This is a genomic window from Nocardioides ginkgobilobae (assembly GCF_054781275.1).
This window is the reverse complement of record NZ_BAAGUS010000006.1, coordinates 76,875-93,313: the sequence shown is the minus strand read 5'-3', so window position 1 is coordinate 93,313 and position 16,439 is coordinate 76,875. Positions and strand designations below refer to the sequence as shown.

The following is a 16,439-nucleotide window of genomic DNA, read 5'->3' as shown; positions in this document are numbered from 1 at the left end:
CTGAGCCGCTCGTCCGACGTCCCACGGACGCAGACGGGCCCCACCCCCGTGCCGTGCACGGTGGTGGGGCCCCGTCCCTGCTGTCCGGGTGGACCGGCTGGCTCAGAAGCTGCTGGTCGGCGGGTTGGAGTACCCCGAGGCGTTCCCGGCCATCGCGTCCTCGGCCCGGGCCCGCGGGACCTGCATGTCGCTCTTGGCCTGGTCCTTGGCCTCCTGGCCCTTGCGGTAGGCGTCCTCGAGCATCCGGCCGGCCACGTCGCGGCCACCGAGGCCGAAGGCGAGGGCGAGGCCGAGGGCGAGCGCGCCCATGATTGCGGCGAAGGTGATGGTGACGATCTGCTCGGCGATCTGGAGCTGGTCGAGGATCATGAAGATCGCGATGACCATGACGACCGCGGGCACGACGGCGGCGACGACCTTGCCGGTCGGGGTCTCGCCCATGACCTTGGTGACGCCCGCGGCGACCGCGCCCGAGACGAGGGCGGCGACGACGAAGATCAGCATCGCGACGATGACGTTGGGCAGGTAGGCCAGCACCTGGTTCATGAAGGTGGTGACGGCGGGGATCTTCAGCGCACCGATGGCGGCGAAGAGGAAGAACGCGAAGACGAGCCAGAACACGATCCGGCCCACACCGCGCTCGACGCTGGCCCCGGGCATGACCCGCTCGACGAAGCCGTGGGCGTCGGTCTTGTGCATGTGCTCGTCGAGGTGGGCCCTTCCGAGCGCCTTCGAGACCAGGCCGCCCACGACCTTGGCCACGAGGTAGCCCACGACCAGGAGCACGAGGAAGCCGAGCACGTTGGGCAGGAAGGCGAAGAAGGTGTCGAACCCTCGTTCGATGCTGTTCTTGATGTCCACGGGGGTGTTCCTCTCGTCGGGTGGTGACGATCAGGTGCCCGAGGCCCCCGGCGCGACCCTCATCCGTCCGGGTGGGACTGTCGGCGCCCCGCCCTAGGGTCGTCCGGATGCCTGCCGACGTACGCCGCGACACCTCCCGTGCCGCCGCGCGCCTGCTCGACGTGCGCCGGATCTTCCACGAGCCGCACGTCGAGGAGTTCTGGCGCGGGCGCGAGGTCCTGGCGCGCTTCCCCGACGCGGAGCGGGTCCCCGTGCTCTCGCACCAGGCCATCCCCGCCCTGCACGGGGACGCCGCGAACGTGCGGGACTGGGTGCGGCTCAAGCGCTCCACGCTGGTCCTCGGGGAGAAGAAGTCGGTCGCCGTGCGACCCAACGGGCGGTCGGCCGACTTCATCGCACCGTCCACGGCCAACGGCTGCACCATGGCCTGCTCCTACTGCTACGTGCCGCGGCGCAAGGGCTACGCCAACCCTGTGACGGTCTTCGTCAACATCGAGCGGATCACCCGCTACCTCGCCGGCCACGTGCGTCGGCAGGGACCCAAGCCGGCACCCAACCAGTGCGACCCGGTCGACTGGGTCTACGACCTCGGCGAGAACAGCGACTGCTCGGCCGACGCGCTCGTCTCCGACAACGTCCGCGACCTCGTCGACCTGTTCGCGACCCTGCCCGGCGCGAAGGCGAGCTTCGCCACCAAGCTGGTCAACCGTGACCTGCTCACCTGGGACCCCCGTGGCGGCACCCGGGTGCGGTTCTCGCTCATGCCGCACGAGCAGGCCAAGGTGCTGGACCTGCGCACCTCGCGGGTCTCGGAGCGGATCGCGGCTGTCAACGATTTCGTCGAGGCCGGCTACGAGGTGCACCTCAACCTCAGTCCCGTGGTCGTGCAGGAGGGGTGGCTCGAGGGCTGGCGGGACCTGCTCCGCGAGGTCGACGACGTCCTCGACGACCGCGCCAAGGCCCAGCTGGCCTGCGAGATCATCTTCCTGACCCACCACGAGGGGCTGCACGAGGTGAACCTCGGGTGGCACCCGCGCGGGGAGGACCTGCTGTGGCGCCCCGACCTCCAGGAGGCCAAGACCAGCCACAGCGGCCAGCAGAACCTGCGCTACCGCGCGTCGTGGAAGAGCACCTGGCGCGACCGGCTGCTCGAGGTCATCGCCCGGGAGACGCCGTACCTGCGCGTCCGCTACGCCTTCTGAGCCACGCCTCCTGAGCCGGGGTCAGCCGCGCAGCGGCTCCCCGTCGTAGCGCTCCAGCGTCACGAAGTCCTCCACCGGGGCCCTGCGCAGCCTCGTGACCTGCTTGACCGGGTGCCCCAGCGGGATGACGGTGGCGACGGCGTGGCTGTCGGGGAGCCCGAGCAGCTCCTTGACCCCGGCCTCCTCCGCGACGGCCATCGTGGTGAACGTGCCTCCGAGGCCCTCCTCGCGCGCGGCGAGCAGGATGTTCCAGGCCAGCGGGAAGACCGACCCGCCTCCGACGATCCCGACGCGGTCGAGCCCGGAGTCGGTCGCGGCCACCACGGCGAGGTCGACGCTCACCACGAGGACCACCGGCGCCTCGAGGACCGGCCGCACGAACAGCTCCGGCACCGGGGTCGCGGCGACCTGCTCGGCGGTGACCGCGGACGGCACGACGGTGTTCCAGGGGTTCTCGCCCGCGGCCACCTGGGCGGCGTACCTCTTGGCGGCGGGCGTGTTGAGCTCGACCAGCCGCTCCCGCGTCGCCCGGTCACGTACGACGGTGACGTGCGCGCCCTGGCGGTTGCCGCCGCTCGGGGCGAACCGCGCGAGGTCGAGCACGCGGTGCAGCTGCGCGTCGTCGACCTCCTCGTCGGTGAACTGGCGGACCGCGGCGGTCGTGCGCAGGACGTCGGAGAGCTCCATGCCCCCAGCCTGCCGCACCGGCCCCACCCGACCGACCACCCGGCGGCACCACGCGGCCCTACCGGCCGACCGGGCAGCCGACCGGGGGTGGTGCGGTGCTGTTCACTGGCGGTGGGCGTCCCCCTCCCCGGACCGCCCGCACGACCAGCGACACCAGGAGGACCCGTGGCCGACCAGGACCGTGACACCGCCGCCCTCGAGGCGCGCCGCGCCGAGCTGCGCGAGCAGCACCTGCGCCCGCCCGGCGAGCGCCCCGCCTCCACCGCCCGCGGGCTGCACCACACCGCGCTCATCTCCAGCGACGTCGAGCAGACGATCCGCTTCTACCAGGACGTCCTGGGCTTCCCGCTGACCGAGCTGATCGAGAACCGCGACTACCCCGGCTCCTCGCACTTCTTCTTCGACATCGGCAACGGCAACCTGCTGGCCTTCTTCGACTTCCCCGGCCTCGACATCGGCCCGTACGCCGAGGTGCTCGGCGGCCTGCACCACTGCGCGATCTCGGTCGAGCCCGAGCGTTGGCACGCCCTGGTGGAGCGGCTCACCGAGGCCGGTGTCGAGCACGTCGTCCACAGCGGGGTCTCGGTCTACTTCCGCGACCCCGACGGCGCCCGGATCGAGCTCATCGCCGACCCGCTCGGGGAGATGTACGGCCAGCAGGTCCTGTAGCCCCGCCGCACCGGCGCCGGGTCGGCTCAGTGCTGGTCGACGACGACGGTCAGCAGGACGGCACTGTCCTCCACGGCCTCGAGGTCGTGGCGCTCGGGCGGGATGACGAGCAGATCGCCCGGCTCCCCGATCCAGGTGCGGCCGCCGGCGTGCAGCTGCACCCGCCCGCCCAGCACCTGCAGGGTCGCCTCGCCGGGCGACTCGTGCTCGCCGAGGCTCCGCCCGGCGGCCAGCGCGATGAGGGTCTGGCGCAGCCGGTGGGTGCGCCCGCCGTGCAGCGTGGTCGCGCTGCGGCCGGCGTGCGCGGTCCGCGCCTTCTCCAGGTGCTCCTCGACCAGGCCCTCGAGGTCCACGGCATCCATCTCAGCCCACCTTCTCCCAGCCGCGTCGTGGTCGGTGGCTCCCCAGCTGGCGGTCGTCGCGGCTGCGGTAGACGACGTAGGGGCGCGTGACGTAGCCCAGCGGGGCGCTGAACACGTGGACGAGACGGGTGAAGGGCCACAGCGCGAAGAGCGAGAAGGCGACCAGCGCGTGCAGCTGGAAGCCCAGCGGTGCGGCGGCCATCAGCTCGGCGTCGGGCGAGAAGGCGAGGAACGAGCGGTACCAGACCGAGACGCCCTCGCGGTAGTTGTACTCCCCGCCGAGGGTGAAGATCGACCCGGCGATGGTGTTCCACATCCCGAGGAGCACCGCCGCGGCCAGGAAGGCGTACATCACCTTGTCCATCGCCGTGGTGGCGCTGAAGACCGGACCGACGGTGCGCCGGCGGTAGATCAGGATGACCATCCCGACCGTCACCGCGACCCCGGCCACGAGCCCGCCCCCGACCGCCACGTAGTGGTAGGCGTGGTCAGAGATCCCGACCGCCTCGGTCCAGGACCGCGGCACGAGCAGGCCGATGACGTGCCCGCCGACCACCCCGAGCATGCCGAAGTGGAACAGCGGCGAGCCCAGGCGCAGCAGCCGGTCCTCGTAGAGCTGGGAGGAGCGCGTCGTCCAGCCGAACTTGTCGTAGCGGTAGCGCCACACGTGGCCCACGGCGAAGACCGCGAGCGAGAGGTAGGGCACGACCACCCACAGGAACTGGTCCATCTCAGGCTCCTCGTCCGGTCCGGGTGGCGGTTGACCGCGAGAGCCCCGGCGGCATGAGCGGCAGGCCGAGGTCGACCGGCGCGCCGGGCGGCGGGAGGCGGTACGTCGGGTCGGTGAGCGCGGCGTCGAAGCCCGGCTCGCCGTACGGCGTCAGCCCGACCTCCTCATCGGGCGGCCCGGCCGCGGCGAGCCGCCGCACCAGCTCGCGGTCCTCGCCCTCGACGGGCGGCAGGCCCGCGCAGACGGCCACGACCAGGTCGGCCCAGGGCGATCCGGTGTCGGCCAGCGAGAGTCGCAGCAGCTCCAGCGACGCCCGGTGGTCCAGCAGCAGCCGGCGGCCGGCCTCCAGGTCGGAGGTGGCGGCGAACTCCAGCACCACCGCGAGGTGGTCGGGCAGCTCGGCGTCGTCGAGGTCGAGCCCGGCGGCGAGGTAGGCCTGCTTGAAGCGCAGCAGCGCCATCCCGCGCTTGCGGGTGTCGCCGTGCAGGAAGTAGGTGAGGAAGAGCGTGCACCGGCGTCGGGTGTCGAAGGTCTCGACGTAGTCGGCCTGGAGCCGGCCCAGCGGGGTGCTCCGACGGTGCTCGAGGAACCGGCCGAGGGGGTCGGCGACCACCGCGGGGAGCGCCGCGACCGCCGTGGCGACCACCTCGATCGGCTGCTCGTCGGTCGGGTAGTCCAGCAGCAGCGAGGCGACCTGCCAGGTCGCACGGACCTGGTCGTTGGTCAGCGCCGGCGTGCGTGCGCGGCGCCGGGTCAGCAGCGGGCTCACCGGACCCCCTCCCCGTCGGCCGCGGCACCGGACCGCGGCGGGAACATCCCGTCGGGCACGCCCTTGCCGTCCCAGTTGAGCAGGTTGACCCGCGTCGCCTTGTCCGCGGGCGAGGCGAGGGTGTCGGAGGTGGCGCGGTCGCGCAGCATCTGGAAGTTCTCCACAGCGACGGGGACCGGCCGGCCCGACCCCTCGCCGAACGGGCCGGACTCGTACATCCCGGGACCGCCGTCGAAGTCCAGCGAGCACTCGGTCGCCAGCTCCTCCAGCGCGTGCGCCTGCTCGGCGTGCGCCGGCGGGATCACGTAGCGCTCGTCGTACTTGGCGATGGCGAGCAGCCGGAACATGTCGTACATCGACTCGCCGTCCATCCCGACCTTGCCGGGGATGGCGTCGTCGGGGTCGCGGCCGAGGTTGATGTCACGCATGTAGGCCCGCATCGCGGCCAGCCGCCGCAGCACCCGCTCCACCGGCTCGGGGTCGCCGGCGGTGAAGAGGTTGGCGAGGTACTCCACGGGGATCCGCAGCGCCTCGATCGCGGCGAAGAGGTTGCCGTGGTCCTCGGCGTCGTGGCCGGTGTCCTTGATGACGTCCACGACCGGCGACAGCGGCGGGATGTACCAGACCATCGGCATCGTGCGGTACTCCGGGTGGAGCGGCAGCGCCACCTCGAAGCGGTTGATCAGGGCCCACACCGGCGACCGCTGGGCGGCCTCCACCCAGTCGCGCGGGATGCCCGCGGCCTCCGCGGCGCGCTGGACCTCGGGGTCGTCGGGGTCCAGGAAGCAGGAGCGCTGCGCGGCGAGCAGGTCGTGGTCGTCCTGGACCGACGCGGCCTCGAGCACCCGGTCGGCGTCGTACAGCACCAGGCCGATGTAACGCAGCCGCCCGACGCAGGTCTCCGAGCACACGGTCGGGATGCCGACCTCGATCCGCGGGTAGCAGAACGTGCACTTCTCGGCCTTGCCGGTGCGGTGGTTGAAGTAGACCTTCTTGTAGGGGCAGCCCGAGACGCACATGCGCCAACCGCGGCAGCGGTCCTGGTCGACCAGGACGATGCCGTCCTCCTCGCGCTTGTAGATCGCGCCGCTGGGGCAGGAGGCCGCGCACGAGGGGTTGAGGCAGTGCTCGCAGATGCGTGGGAGGTAGAACATGAAGGTCTCCTCGAACTCCATCTTCACCTTGTCCTCGATGCCCTTGAGCATCAGGTCGCGCGCTGCGTGCTCCTTCGAGCCACCGAGGTCGTCGTCCCAGTTGGCCGACCACTCGACGTCCATGTCCTCGCCGCTGATCAGCGACTTCGGCCGCGCCACCGGGAAGGTGTCGGAGGCCGGGGAGCTGGTGAGCGTCTCGTAGTCGTAGGTCCAGGGCTCGTAGTAGTCCTGGATCGAGGGCAGCTTGGGGTTGGAGAAGATCGTGGCGAGCTTCTTCCAGCGCCCGCCGCCCTTGAGCCCCAGCCGGCCCTTGCGGTCCAGCTCCCAGCCGCCCTTCCACTCCTCCTGGTCCTCGTAGGTGCGGGGGTAGCCGAGGCCGGGGCGGGTCTCGACGTTGTTGAACCAGACGTACTCCGTGCCGGCGCGGTTGGTCCACGCCTGCTTGCACGTCACCGAGCAGGTGTGGCACCCGATGCACTTGTCGAGGTTCATCACCATGGCCATCTGGGCCATTACCTTCATGTGAAACGTCCTCCATCGACGTCGGGGTCCCCGCGGAGTTGTGGAGCGAGGAACGAGCGGAGCAACTTCGTGGGGTGACTCAGTACTCCACCTTCGCGGTCCGCTTGCGGATGGTCGTGACCTCGTCGCGGTTGTTGCCGATCGGGCCGATGTAGTTGAAGAAGTACGACAGCTGGGCGTAGCCGCCGACGATGTGGTGCGGCTTGAGCAGGATCCGCGTGAGGCTGTTGTGGATGCCCCCACGCTTCCGGTCCCGCTCGGTCAGGGGTACGTCGATGAGCCGGTCCTGCGCGTGGTGCATGAAGACCGTGCCCTCGGGCATCCGGTGGCTGACGATCGCGCGCGCGGCCACCACGCCGTTGCGGTTGACCATCTCGACCCAGTCGTTGTCACGGATACCGACCTTCGCCGCGTCGCGGTCCGACATCCACACCGACTGCCCGCCGCGCGAGAGCGAGAGCATGAACAGGTTGTCCTGGTACTCGGAGTGGATCGACCACTTGTTGTGCGGGGTCAGGTAGCGCACCGCCACACCGAGCTCGCCGGTGGTGCCGACGGCGGGCTCGCCGAAGAGCCGGCCCATGTCCAGCGGCGGTCGGTAGACCGGCAGCGCCTCGCCGGTGCCGAGGAACCAGTCGTGGTCGACGTAGAACTGCTGGCGCCCGGTGAGGGTGTGGAAGGGCTTCTTGCGCTCGATGTTGATCGTGAACGGCGAGTAGCGACGACCGCCGGACTCCGAGCCGGACCACTCCGGTGAGGTGATGACCGGGACGGGCTGGGCCTGGGTGTCGGCGAAGGTGATCTGCTTGCCCTCGTGCTCGGCCGCGAGGTCGGCGAGCCGCTGCCCGGTGCGCTTCTCCAGGAACCGGAAGCCCTGGGTCGCGAGGTGGCCGTTGGAGACGCCCGCGAGGTGCAGGATCGCGTCGGCCATCTGGACGTCGGTCTCGACCTTGGGCTGCCCGTCGCCCGCACCACCGCGGGCCACCCCGTTGCGCCGGCGAAGGATCTCGATCTCGCGCTTGACGTCGTACTGCACGCCCTTGGTGAGCATGCCGACCTTCTCCATCAGCGGGCCGATCGAGGTCATCTTCTCGTAGATCGCGGTGTAGTCGCGCTCGGCGACCGCGATCACCGGCATCGTCCTCCCGGGCACGGGGTCGACCTCGCCGGTGCGCCAGTCCTGCACCACGCCGTGGACCGAGGCCATGGCCTCCGGGGTGTCGTGCCACAGCGGCTTGGCGACCACGTCGCGCCGGGTGCCGAGGTGGTCGACGGCCATCTCCGAGAACCGCTGGGCGATCGTCTTCCACGCGTCCCAGTCCGAGCGGGTCTGCCAGGGCGGGGCGATGGCGGGGTTGAAGGAGTGCACGAAGGGGTGCATGTCGGTGGTGGAGAGGTCGTGCTTCTCGTACCACGTGGCCGCCGGCAGCACGACGTCGCTGAGGATCGTGGAGCTGGTCATCCGGAAGTCGATGGTCATCAGCAGGTCGAGCTTGCCCTCGGGCGCCTGCTCGGCCCATCGGACGTCGCTCGGGCGGTGCTCGGGCCCGGCCTCCCGCGCGGTCGCGGCGGAGTCGGTGCCGAGCAGGTGGCGCAGGAAGTACTCGTTGCCCTTGGCCGAGCTGCCCAGCAGGTTGGAGCGCCACAGCGACAGCACCCGCGGGTGGTTGTCGCCGGACTCGGGGTCCTCGACCGCGAAGTGCAGTCGCCCCTCCTTCAGCTCCTGCGCGACGTACGCCGGGGCCTCCATGCCCGCCGCGGCCGCGTCGTCGGCCAGCTGCAGCGAGCTGCGGTCGAAGGTCGGGTAGCTCGGGGTCCAGCCCAGCCGCACCGACTGCGCCAGCAGGTCCATCACCGTCCTGCCGGCGAAGGCGCCGGTGCCGGCGTCGAGGTCGTCGGCGGAGAAGGTGTCGTAGCGGTACTGGCTGGTGTGGACGTACCAGTACGCCGTCTGGTTCATGTGTCGCGGCGGACGGTGCCAGTCCAGCGCGAAGGCCATGTGCTGGAAGCCCATGATCGGGCGGATCTTCTCCTGCCCGACGTAGTGCGCCCACCCGCCGCCGTTGCGGCCCTGGGTGCCGGTGATCGTCGTGAGCAGCAGGATCGCGCGGTAGATCTGGTCGGAGTGGAACCAGTGGTTCACCCCGGCGCCCAGCAGGATCATCCCGCGGCCCTCGGTGTCGAGCGCGTTCTGCGCCCACTCCTTCGCCAGCCGCACGACCTGCGCGGCCGGCACCCCCGTGTGCTGCTCCTGCCAGGCCGGGGTCGCCGGCACGCTCGGGTCGTCGTACGACGTCGGCCAGCTGCCAGGTAGGCCGTCGCGGTGCACGCCGTACTGGGCCAGCAGCAGGTCGAGCACCGTGGTCACGAGCCGGTCGCCGACCCGGGCGACCGGGACACCGCGCGACTCGTGGTGGACCTTGCCGTCGGGGGCGTCGAAGCGCGGGAGCTCGACGAGCACCGACTCGCGGACCCCGCCCTCCTGCGTCGGGAACATCGTGAGCGCCGGGTCGACGTCGCCGAGGTCGAGGTGCCACTGGCCCTCGCCCTCCTCGCCGAACCGGTGCCCGATCGACCCCTTCGGGATCCGGACCTCGCCGGTGGCGGCGTCGATGACCGCGGGCTTCCACATCTGGTTCTCCGCCCCGCCCTCGGGGTGGTCGAGGTCGCCGGCGACGAGGTACTTCCCCGAGCGGTGGACGGGCACGCCGTCGACGACCTCCCCGGTGGGCTCGAGCACGACGAGGTAGGGCAGGTCGGTGTACTGCTTGTTGTAGTCGGCGAAGAACGGCGGCAGCTCGCCGGCGAAGTGCTCCGTGAGCACCACGTGGCCCAGGCCCATCGCCAGCGCGCCGTCGGTGCCCGGCGCGGGGTTGACCCACTCGTCGGCGAACTTCACCGACTCGGCGTAGTCGGGGGCGACCGCGACCACCTTCTGCCCGCGGTAGCGCGCCTCGGTCATCCAGTGCGCGTCGGGGGTGCGGGTGACAGGCACGTTGCTGCCCCACATGAAGAGGTACGCCGCGTCCCACCAGTCGCCGGACTCCGGCACGTCGGTCTGGTCGCCGAACATCTGCGGGGAGGCGTTGGGGAGATCGGCGTACCAGTCGTAGAACGACAGCATCGGCGCGCCGACGAGCTCGAGGAACCGCGCTCCGGAGGCATAGGAGACCGGGGACATCGCCGGGATCGGGGAGAAGCCGGCGATCCGGTCGGGACCCCAGCGCTTGACGGTGTAGACGTGGGCGGCCGCGACGATCTCGGCGGCCTCCTCCCAGGTGGCCCGCACGAGGCCGCCCTTGCCGCGGGCGGCCTTGTAGCGCCTGGCCTTCTCGGGGTCCTGCACGATCGAGCCCCACGCGACGACCGGGTCGCCGTGCAGCCGTTTGGCCTCCCGGAACATCTCCAGCAGCACGCCGCGGACGTAGGGGTAGCGCACCCGGGTGGGGCTGTAGGTGTACCAGGAGAAGGCCGCGCCACGGGGGCAGCCGCGGGGCTCGTACTCCGGGCGGTCCGGGCCCGCGCTGGGGTAGTCGGTCTGCTGGGTCTCCCAGGTGATGATCCCGTCCTTGACGTAGACCTTCCACGAGCACGACCCCGTGCAGTTGACCCCGTGGGTGCTGCGCACGACCTTGTCGTGGCTCCAGCGGTCCCGGTAGAAGTCGTCGGCCTCGCGCCCGCCCTGCTGGGTGAGCGTGCGACGGTCCTGCGACACCTTCCCCCTGGTGAAGAACCGGCGGGTGCCGACCAGGGCCTCGGTCAGCGGTCCGTCGAGCTGGGGGCGGGGGTCGTTCTGACGCGTGGTCACGCGGGCGGCTCCTTGTCTCCGGGACGGTCAGGCGTGGGTCGGGTCGACGGGGCTCGGGGTGGTGTGCGCCTCGACGGTGCGACGCACGACGGTGAGGGTCAGCAGCAGTGCACCGGCCGCTGCGGCGACCAGCAGCCACAGGCCGATGGCGTAGGACTCGGTGCGGCCGTAGACGTAGCCCATGAGCAGCGGCGGCACGAACCCGCCGAGCCCGCCGGCCGCGCCCACCAGCCCGGTGACACCACCGACCCGCGAGGGCTCGGCGACCTGGGCGATGAGGGCGAAGGTCGCGCCGCTGCCCGAGCCGAGCGCGGCCGCCATCGCCAGGAACGCCACGGTGCCGATGCCGTCCAGCGGCGGGGTGCCGGCCGAGACCGCCGCTCCGACCACCACCACCGCGAAGCCGCCGGCCAGCACCGGGACCGCCCCCATCCGGTCGGCGAGCCAGCCGCCGACCGGACGCATCAGCACCGCGACGACCACGAAGCCGGCCATCCGGTTGGCCGCGTCGGCGGCGGTGAGGTCGTGGGCGGTCTTGAGGTACGCCGGCAGGTAGACCGAGAAGGCGACGTACCCGCCGAACGCGACGGAGTAGAGCAGGCAGGCCTGCCAGGTCAGCGGCAGGCGGGCGTTGGCCTGTAGCCGCCTGCCCAGCGACGTGGTCGGCACGGTGCGGCCCGGGGCGTCGCGCAGCAGGACCCACGCGAGGACGGCGTAGAGCGCCAGCGCGATCGCGGTGATGACGAACGGGGCGGTCTCGCCGACGCCGGTGAACAGCTTGACCGTGGTCAGGGCACTGATCGCGGTGCCACCCATACCGGCGCCGAAGACGCCGACGGCCAGGCCGCGGCGCTCGGGCGGGAACCACGCGTTGACGAAGGGGACGCCGACGGCGAAGGCGGTGCCGCCGATGCCGAGGAAGAAGCCGCCGACCAGGATCAGGACGTAGGAGTCCAGGGCGGCGAAGGCCAGGAACAGCACCGGCACCACGGTCGCGGCCGAGACCAGCGGGAACATCACGCGCCCGCCGTACCTGTCGGTGAGCGCGCCGACGACGATCCGGCCCAGCGAGCCGACGATGACCGGGACCGCCACCATGAGCGAGACGTCGGCCTCGGTCAGGGCTCCCAGGCGGCCGTCGTCGCGGAAGAGCGGCCCGAGCGGGCTCAGCAGGGCCCAGGCCCAGAAGTTGAGGGCGAACCCGAGGGTCGCCACCCCGAGCATCAACCACGGCGAGCGCAGGTCGCCCTGCGCCGGCGCCGCGGCGTCCCGTGTGCGGATGTCCTGACTCACGACTGCTCCCCTCTGTGCGCCCGGTCACACCTGGGCCCTCACCATGGCACATCCGCACGGCCTCCCAGCAGGGGCAGGGAGGGTGCGGATGTCGTGCCTCCACACTCGGTGACGGTCGGTGCGCGGCGTCAGGGACCTTCGGCCCGAGGCCGGCCACCGGAGGTCCCGTTCCATGCCGTACGGCATGCAACGGCGTACGACGGGCGGCGCGAGCGCGATGATGAGGCCGTGCCCGACGAGACCGACCTCGACCGCGCCGCGGCCGCGCTGCTCACCACGAGCCGGGCGCTCATCGGCGTGTCGCTGCGCTCGATCGCGGCCGCCCCGGTCGAGGTGACCCTGCCCCAGCACCGGCTGCTGGTGCGGCTGGCCTCGCGGGGGCCGCAGACGGTGAGCGCCCTGGGCGGCGAGCTCGGGATGGGCCAGCCCGCCACCACGCGGCTCGTCGACCGGCTCGAGCGCGCCGGCCTGGTCGAGCGCAGCCGCTCCACCACTGACGCCCGCGCCGTCGAGGTCGCGCTGCTCCCCCAGGGTCGTGAGGTCGTCGACGCCGTCACCGCGGCACGGCGCGCTGAGCTGGCCCACCTCGTCGACCAGCTCAGCCCGACCGAGCGCCGCGCGCTCTCCCGGGGGCTGACCGCGCTCAACCGGGTCGCCGGCGAGCCCCCGGACGCCGCCTGGCCCACCGCCTGACCCTGCGCCGACCCTGCGCCGACCCTGCGAGGAGTGGGTCTGCGGTCCACTCCCGTAAGGTCGAGGCATGCCTCATCGCGACCTCTTCGTCGTGGTCGCCGTCGACTCGATGGTGCGACCCAACCTCCGTGCCTACGGCCCCCTGCCCGAGGCCGACGCCGTCGCGCTCGCGACCGAGATGAACTCCGAGCAGGGCAGCACCGGCCCCGGCACCTTCCACGCCATCCCGCTGTCCTCGCCGGGGGCGCTGGTGCGGGACCCCACGACGCCCGAGGGCTGACCGTCCCGAGGACCGACCGGCCGAGGACCCGGCACGGACCTCAGCGCCGCAGCAGCTCCCGAGCCGGACCGCGCAGCCCGACGACATAGAAGCCGGAGTTGCCGTCGGAGTACCAGACGTGGCGGCGCTTGACGTCCCACGCGGGGCGGGCCATGGCGAAGGCACCCGCGGCGGTCGGTTGGACCGTGCTGCTGCCGGGCAGCACCGGCCGGTTGAAGTAGGCGACCTCGCGGGGGTTCGCCAGGTCGGAGATGTCGAAGATGCGCAGGCCGGAGACGATCATCGAGCAGGCGACGAGCTTGGGGTTCTTCGGGTAGGGCACCGAGCAGTAGTGCGCGGCGTAGCCCTGCACGGGGATCGCTGCGCCCGGGTCGAGGGCCTGGTCGCCACCCCCGCCGAAGCCGGCCTCGTGCACCTCCAGCCGCAGGTCGGAGACGACGCGCGGACGGCGCGGGTCGTCGACGTCGATGATCCGCGCGGCGCCGATCTCGCGGTCGCCCTGGTAGTCGGCGTACTCGTCGGTCTCCAGGACGTAGCGGCGACCGCCGCGGGTGAACGGCTCGGCCGACTGGGGGATGGAGACCGTGTCCCACGTGAGGTCGGAGACGACCCGCACCTCGGGGTCGGTCTCGCGGTCCTGGACCTCGGAGACGTCGAGGATCCGCAGCCCGGCGTTGTCCATCGCGCCCGGGGCGGCGCCGGTGACGGCGACGTACATCGTGCGGCCGTCGGGCGAGAGCCGCAGGCCGTGGTAGCGCACGCCGGTCTGCTCGAAGACCTGCTCGGGCTCGCGCGGGTCGGTGATGTCGATGGCCGTGAGGTTGCCACCGGCGGTGCCGGCGACCCAGAAGGTGCGTCCGTCAGGGGCGAACCCGCTCTCGTGACCGAAGGAGGCGGCGCGCGAGGAGGAGAGCAGCTCGGGCCGGCGGCAGTCCTCGCTCACGTCGTAGAGGTCGACGATCCCGATGTTGGTCGCCGGGTTGCCGAGGACGGCGGCCAGGATGCCGCGGCGCTTGTTGACCAGCAACGACTCGTGCGGGCTGAGCATGGCCGGCGAGGTGAGGGTGGCGGTCTGCACGGGGTTCCGCGGGTCGCTCATGTCCAGCACGATCACGCCCAGGCCCTGCACGGCGTTGAAGAGCACGTCGCGCGGGAAGAGCAGCGTCGAGTCGTAGTAGGCGCAGGTGCGACCGGTGCGGTCGGTGTAGCGCTCGACCTTGAAGCCGCCCGAGGTGCCCTGCCGGGCGACCTGCACGGCGTTGCACTGGTAGCCCTCGAGCGCCCGGCCGCTGAGGTACTCCGCCAGCGGCACCCGCCCCTGCGTGCCGGTCTCGGGGCGGTCCTGCGGCGAGGTGCACCGCGCCTGCGGGGTGCCTGCGCGGTCGGCCTCGTCGGCGGCGGTGCCGAGCTGGGCCGCGCCGAGGGTCCCGGCACCGAGCACCAGCGACGCAGCGACGAGCAGGAGACGACGTACGGCGGGGCGCGCGGGCTTCACCACCGCAGGGTAGCCGCGGGAGTGACCGCCATCACGGGATCGGCCGACTTCTGGAAGGGTGGCCCGGTGACCACCCCAGCACCGGACGAGGACGAGGTCGCGCGCCGCAGCGCCGCGCACATGTGGGACGCCGACGCGGCCAGCCGGGCGCTCGGCATGCGCCTGGTCGCGGCCGGGCCCGGGACGGCTACGGTGCCGATGGTGGTGCGCGCGGACATGGTCAACGGCTGGGACGTCTGCCACGGCGGGGTGGTCGCGACCCTGGCCGACAGCTGCTTCGCGGTCGCCTGCAACTCCCGGGGCACCGTGACGGTCGCCTCCGGCTTCGAGGTCTCCTTCCTCGAGAGCGCGCGCCTCGGCGAGGAGCTCGTGGCGGTGGGCCGGGAGGTCGCGCTCCGCGGCCGCTCGGGCCTGTACGACGTCGAGGTCCGTCGCGCGGACGGGACCCTCGTCGCGGCGTTCCGCGGGCGCAGCCGCTCGCTGGGCACGCCGAACCCCGCGCTGCCCGCAGCGACCTGATCGCCCCCGGGACACGAACGGGTGTCACACACGCTCCGGCCCCGCTGGTAGCCATGAGGACATGCGCATCCTCCGCACAGCTCTCGGGTCCCTGCTCCTCGTCGCCGCCCTCGGTGCCTGCACCTCCGAAGACGACGAGCCCTACCAGGCCTCGATCGGGACGAACGAGCGCACCGAGCGGCTCGACGCCCTCGGCTTCGCGATCGTCACCGACGGCGAGGGGAACGGCCGCGTCGTGGGCACGCTGCTCAACACCACCGACGAACCGGCCGCCCTCGTCTCGGCCGAGGTCGACAGCGAGCGCGGCCCCGTGACCGCGGCGGTGCTGGAGGAGGAGATCGACCTGCCGCCGGGCGAGCCGGTCGAGCTCGCCCGGGTGCCGGCCGTCTCGGTGCAGGCCGACGACCTTCCGGTCGGGTTCTTCGTCGAGCTCACGCTCGGGCTCGACGACGGCAGCACGGTGGACCTGCTGGTGCCCGTCGAGCCGCAGGAGGGGCCGTACGCCGAGATCGAGGTCGAGGTCCCGCCGGACGGCGACGTCTCGCCCTGACCGGTGCTCCAGGAGCCGTGCCCGGCGCAGCGGTGTGTCCGCCGCGGTGGACCGCGGGGGCACCCGCCCGGCGCCGGGGCACGGCCCCTGGGCTCGGGAGGTGACGAGGCGCGGTCGGAGGAGCCCGCCGCACCCCGTGCGGTCGGAGTGACGGTTCACCCGATCCCGGCGCACGAGGCACCGGGACTGGCCGCGCACCCAGGGTGGGGGCAGCCGGCGCCTCCGAGCAGGTGGTCCCGGCGGACTTCACACCATCTTCATGTGGACGTCGCGGGCGCCCCGTACGGTTCGCCCATGACCACCCGGTGCGCCTGCGGACTCCTCGCGGTCGCGCGCTGCGGTCGGTGCGACCAGCCCAAGTGCCACAGCCACATGACCCACACCTACGGCACCACCGCGGTCCGTAGCCTCTGCGCCGACTGCGCCGCCGAGGTCGACCGCGAGAACACCCGCGAGCGGCAGCGCGTCGACGTGCGGCTGCTGCAGACCGACGCCCACCACCGGCGGGCCGTCCGCGCGACGGTGGAGCGCCTGGTGGCGGCCGGCTCTCCGGGGGCGGTCCCCCACGTCCTGGTGACCCCGCGGCGGCTCCTGCCCGACCGCACCGTCCCGCAGGGCGTCGACGGCTTTCCGGTCGGGGTGCTGCGCTACCGCTTCACCAGCACCGACCCGTCGGCACCGGGCGCGGTGATGACCGAGGAGACCGAGGCGCTCGTGCTCACCGACGGCCGGGTCGTGGCCGTCGGCGGGGGCGAGCTCGTCGACGTCGACCACGGGGTCGTCCGCGACCGGCTGGAGGCCCTCGCCCGCCGGCACGGCGTCACCCCCGGGAGCTAGGGCCGACC

At 72.4% G+C, this 16,439-nt stretch carries 16 protein-coding genes; 7 read left to right on the top strand and 9 right to left on the bottom strand.

Annotated elements, in window-relative coordinates:
• Positions 1-102: 102 nt before the first annotated feature.
• Positions 103-861: a mechanosensitive ion channel family protein gene (locus ACYVID_RS07825; protein WP_460736063.1), complete on the bottom strand. Its 759-nt coding sequence runs from the start codon at positions 859-861 to the stop codon at positions 103-105.
• A 107-nt stretch (positions 862-968) separates the two neighbouring features.
• Between ACYVID_RS07825 and ACYVID_RS07820 the strand changes: the two genes are divergently transcribed.
• A complete protein-coding gene (locus ACYVID_RS07820) occupies positions 969-2,063 on the top strand; it encodes a spore photoproduct lyase family protein (protein WP_460736061.1) in 1,095 nt (364 codons plus the stop codon).
• 21 nt (positions 2,064-2,084) lie between these two features.
• On the opposite strand, the gene ACYVID_RS07815 is transcribed toward ACYVID_RS07820, so the two are convergent.
• On the bottom strand, positions 2,085-2,750 hold the full coding sequence (locus ACYVID_RS07815; RefSeq protein WP_460736059.1) for a nitroreductase family protein: 666 nt from the start codon (positions 2,748-2,750) through the stop codon (positions 2,085-2,087).
• A gap of 165 nt (positions 2,751-2,915) precedes the next feature.
• On the opposite strand from ACYVID_RS07815, the gene ACYVID_RS07810 reads away from it, so the two are divergent.
• Positions 2,916-3,419 carry a VOC family protein gene (locus tag ACYVID_RS07810; protein ID WP_460736057.1) on the top strand — a complete coding sequence of 168 codons (504 nt, stop codon included), beginning with the start codon at positions 2,916-2,918 and terminating at the stop codon, positions 3,417-3,419.
• A gap of 26 nt (positions 3,420-3,445) precedes the next feature.
• Here the strand turns inward: ACYVID_RS07810 and ACYVID_RS07805 are convergent, their stop codons facing one another.
• From ACYVID_RS07805 to ACYVID_RS07780, 6 genes are all read right to left on the bottom strand, one after another.
• Positions 3,446-3,781 (bottom strand): cupin domain-containing protein, encoded by a 336-nt coding sequence (locus ACYVID_RS07805; RefSeq protein WP_460736055.1) that lies wholly within the window; start codon positions 3,779-3,781, stop codon positions 3,446-3,448.
• Position 3,782: 1 nt separating this feature from the next.
• Positions 3,783-4,511, bottom strand: a complete 729-nt coding sequence (narI, locus tag ACYVID_RS07800; protein WP_460736053.1) for a respiratory nitrate reductase subunit gamma — start codon at positions 4,509-4,511, stop codon at positions 3,783-3,785.
• Position 4,512: 1 nt separating this feature from the next.
• Complete coding sequence (narJ, locus tag ACYVID_RS07795) at positions 4,513-5,280, bottom strand: nitrate reductase molybdenum cofactor assembly chaperone (RefSeq protein ID WP_460736051.1); 768 nt, start codon at positions 5,278-5,280, stop codon at positions 4,513-4,515.
• Complete coding sequence (gene narH, locus ACYVID_RS07790) at positions 5,277-6,956, bottom strand: nitrate reductase subunit beta (protein ID WP_460736049.1); 1,680 nt, start codon at positions 6,954-6,956, stop codon at positions 5,277-5,279. Before narH ends, narJ begins: the two co-directional genes overlap by 4 nt.
• A 79-nt stretch (positions 6,957-7,035) precedes the next feature.
• On the bottom strand, positions 7,036-10,764 hold the full coding sequence (locus tag ACYVID_RS07785) for a nitrate reductase subunit alpha (protein WP_460736047.1): 3,729 nt from the start codon (positions 10,762-10,764) through the stop codon (positions 7,036-7,038).
• Between the two features lie 27 nt (positions 10,765-10,791).
• Complete coding sequence (locus tag ACYVID_RS07780; RefSeq protein WP_460736045.1) at positions 10,792-12,057, bottom strand: MFS transporter; 1,266 nt, start codon at positions 12,055-12,057, stop codon at positions 10,792-10,794.
• 228 nt (positions 12,058-12,285) lie between these two features.
• Between ACYVID_RS07780 and ACYVID_RS07775 the strand changes: the two genes are divergently transcribed.
• Both ACYVID_RS07775 and ACYVID_RS07770 read left to right on the top strand, forming a co-directional pair.
• Entirely contained in the window at positions 12,286-12,750 is a 465-nt protein-coding gene (locus ACYVID_RS07775; RefSeq protein WP_460736043.1) for a MarR family winged helix-turn-helix transcriptional regulator, read from the top strand.
• A gap of 67 nt (positions 12,751-12,817) precedes the next feature.
• Positions 12,818-13,030, top strand: a complete 213-nt coding sequence (locus ACYVID_RS07770) for a hypothetical protein (protein ID WP_460736041.1) — start codon at positions 12,818-12,820, stop codon at positions 13,028-13,030.
• Positions 13,031-13,070: 40 nt separating this feature from the next.
• Here ACYVID_RS07770 and ACYVID_RS07765 read toward each other — a convergent pair whose 3' ends face one another.
• Positions 13,071-14,525, bottom strand: a complete 1,455-nt coding sequence (locus ACYVID_RS07765) for an LVIVD repeat-containing protein (RefSeq protein WP_460736039.1) — start codon at positions 14,523-14,525, stop codon at positions 13,071-13,073.
• A gap of 66 nt (positions 14,526-14,591) precedes the next feature.
• On the opposite strand from ACYVID_RS07765, the gene paaI reads away from it, so the two are divergent.
• The 3 genes from paaI (at position 14,592) to ACYVID_RS07750 (ending at position 16,431) form a co-directional block, all read left to right on the top strand.
• Complete coding sequence (paaI, locus tag ACYVID_RS07760; RefSeq protein ID WP_460736037.1) at positions 14,592-15,044, top strand: hydroxyphenylacetyl-CoA thioesterase PaaI; 453 nt, start codon at positions 14,592-14,594, stop codon at positions 15,042-15,044.
• Between the two features lie 61 nt (positions 15,045-15,105).
• The gene (locus ACYVID_RS07755) at positions 15,106-15,594 is read left to right on the top strand and encodes a copper chaperone PCu(A)C (RefSeq protein ID WP_460736035.1); all 489 of its coding nucleotides are present in this window, start codon (positions 15,106-15,108) and stop codon (positions 15,592-15,594) included.
• Between the two features lie 294 nt (positions 15,595-15,888).
• A complete protein-coding gene (locus tag ACYVID_RS07750; protein WP_460736033.1) occupies positions 15,889-16,431 on the top strand; it encodes a hypothetical protein in 543 nt (180 codons plus the stop codon).
• Positions 16,432-16,439 lie beyond the last annotated feature (8 nt).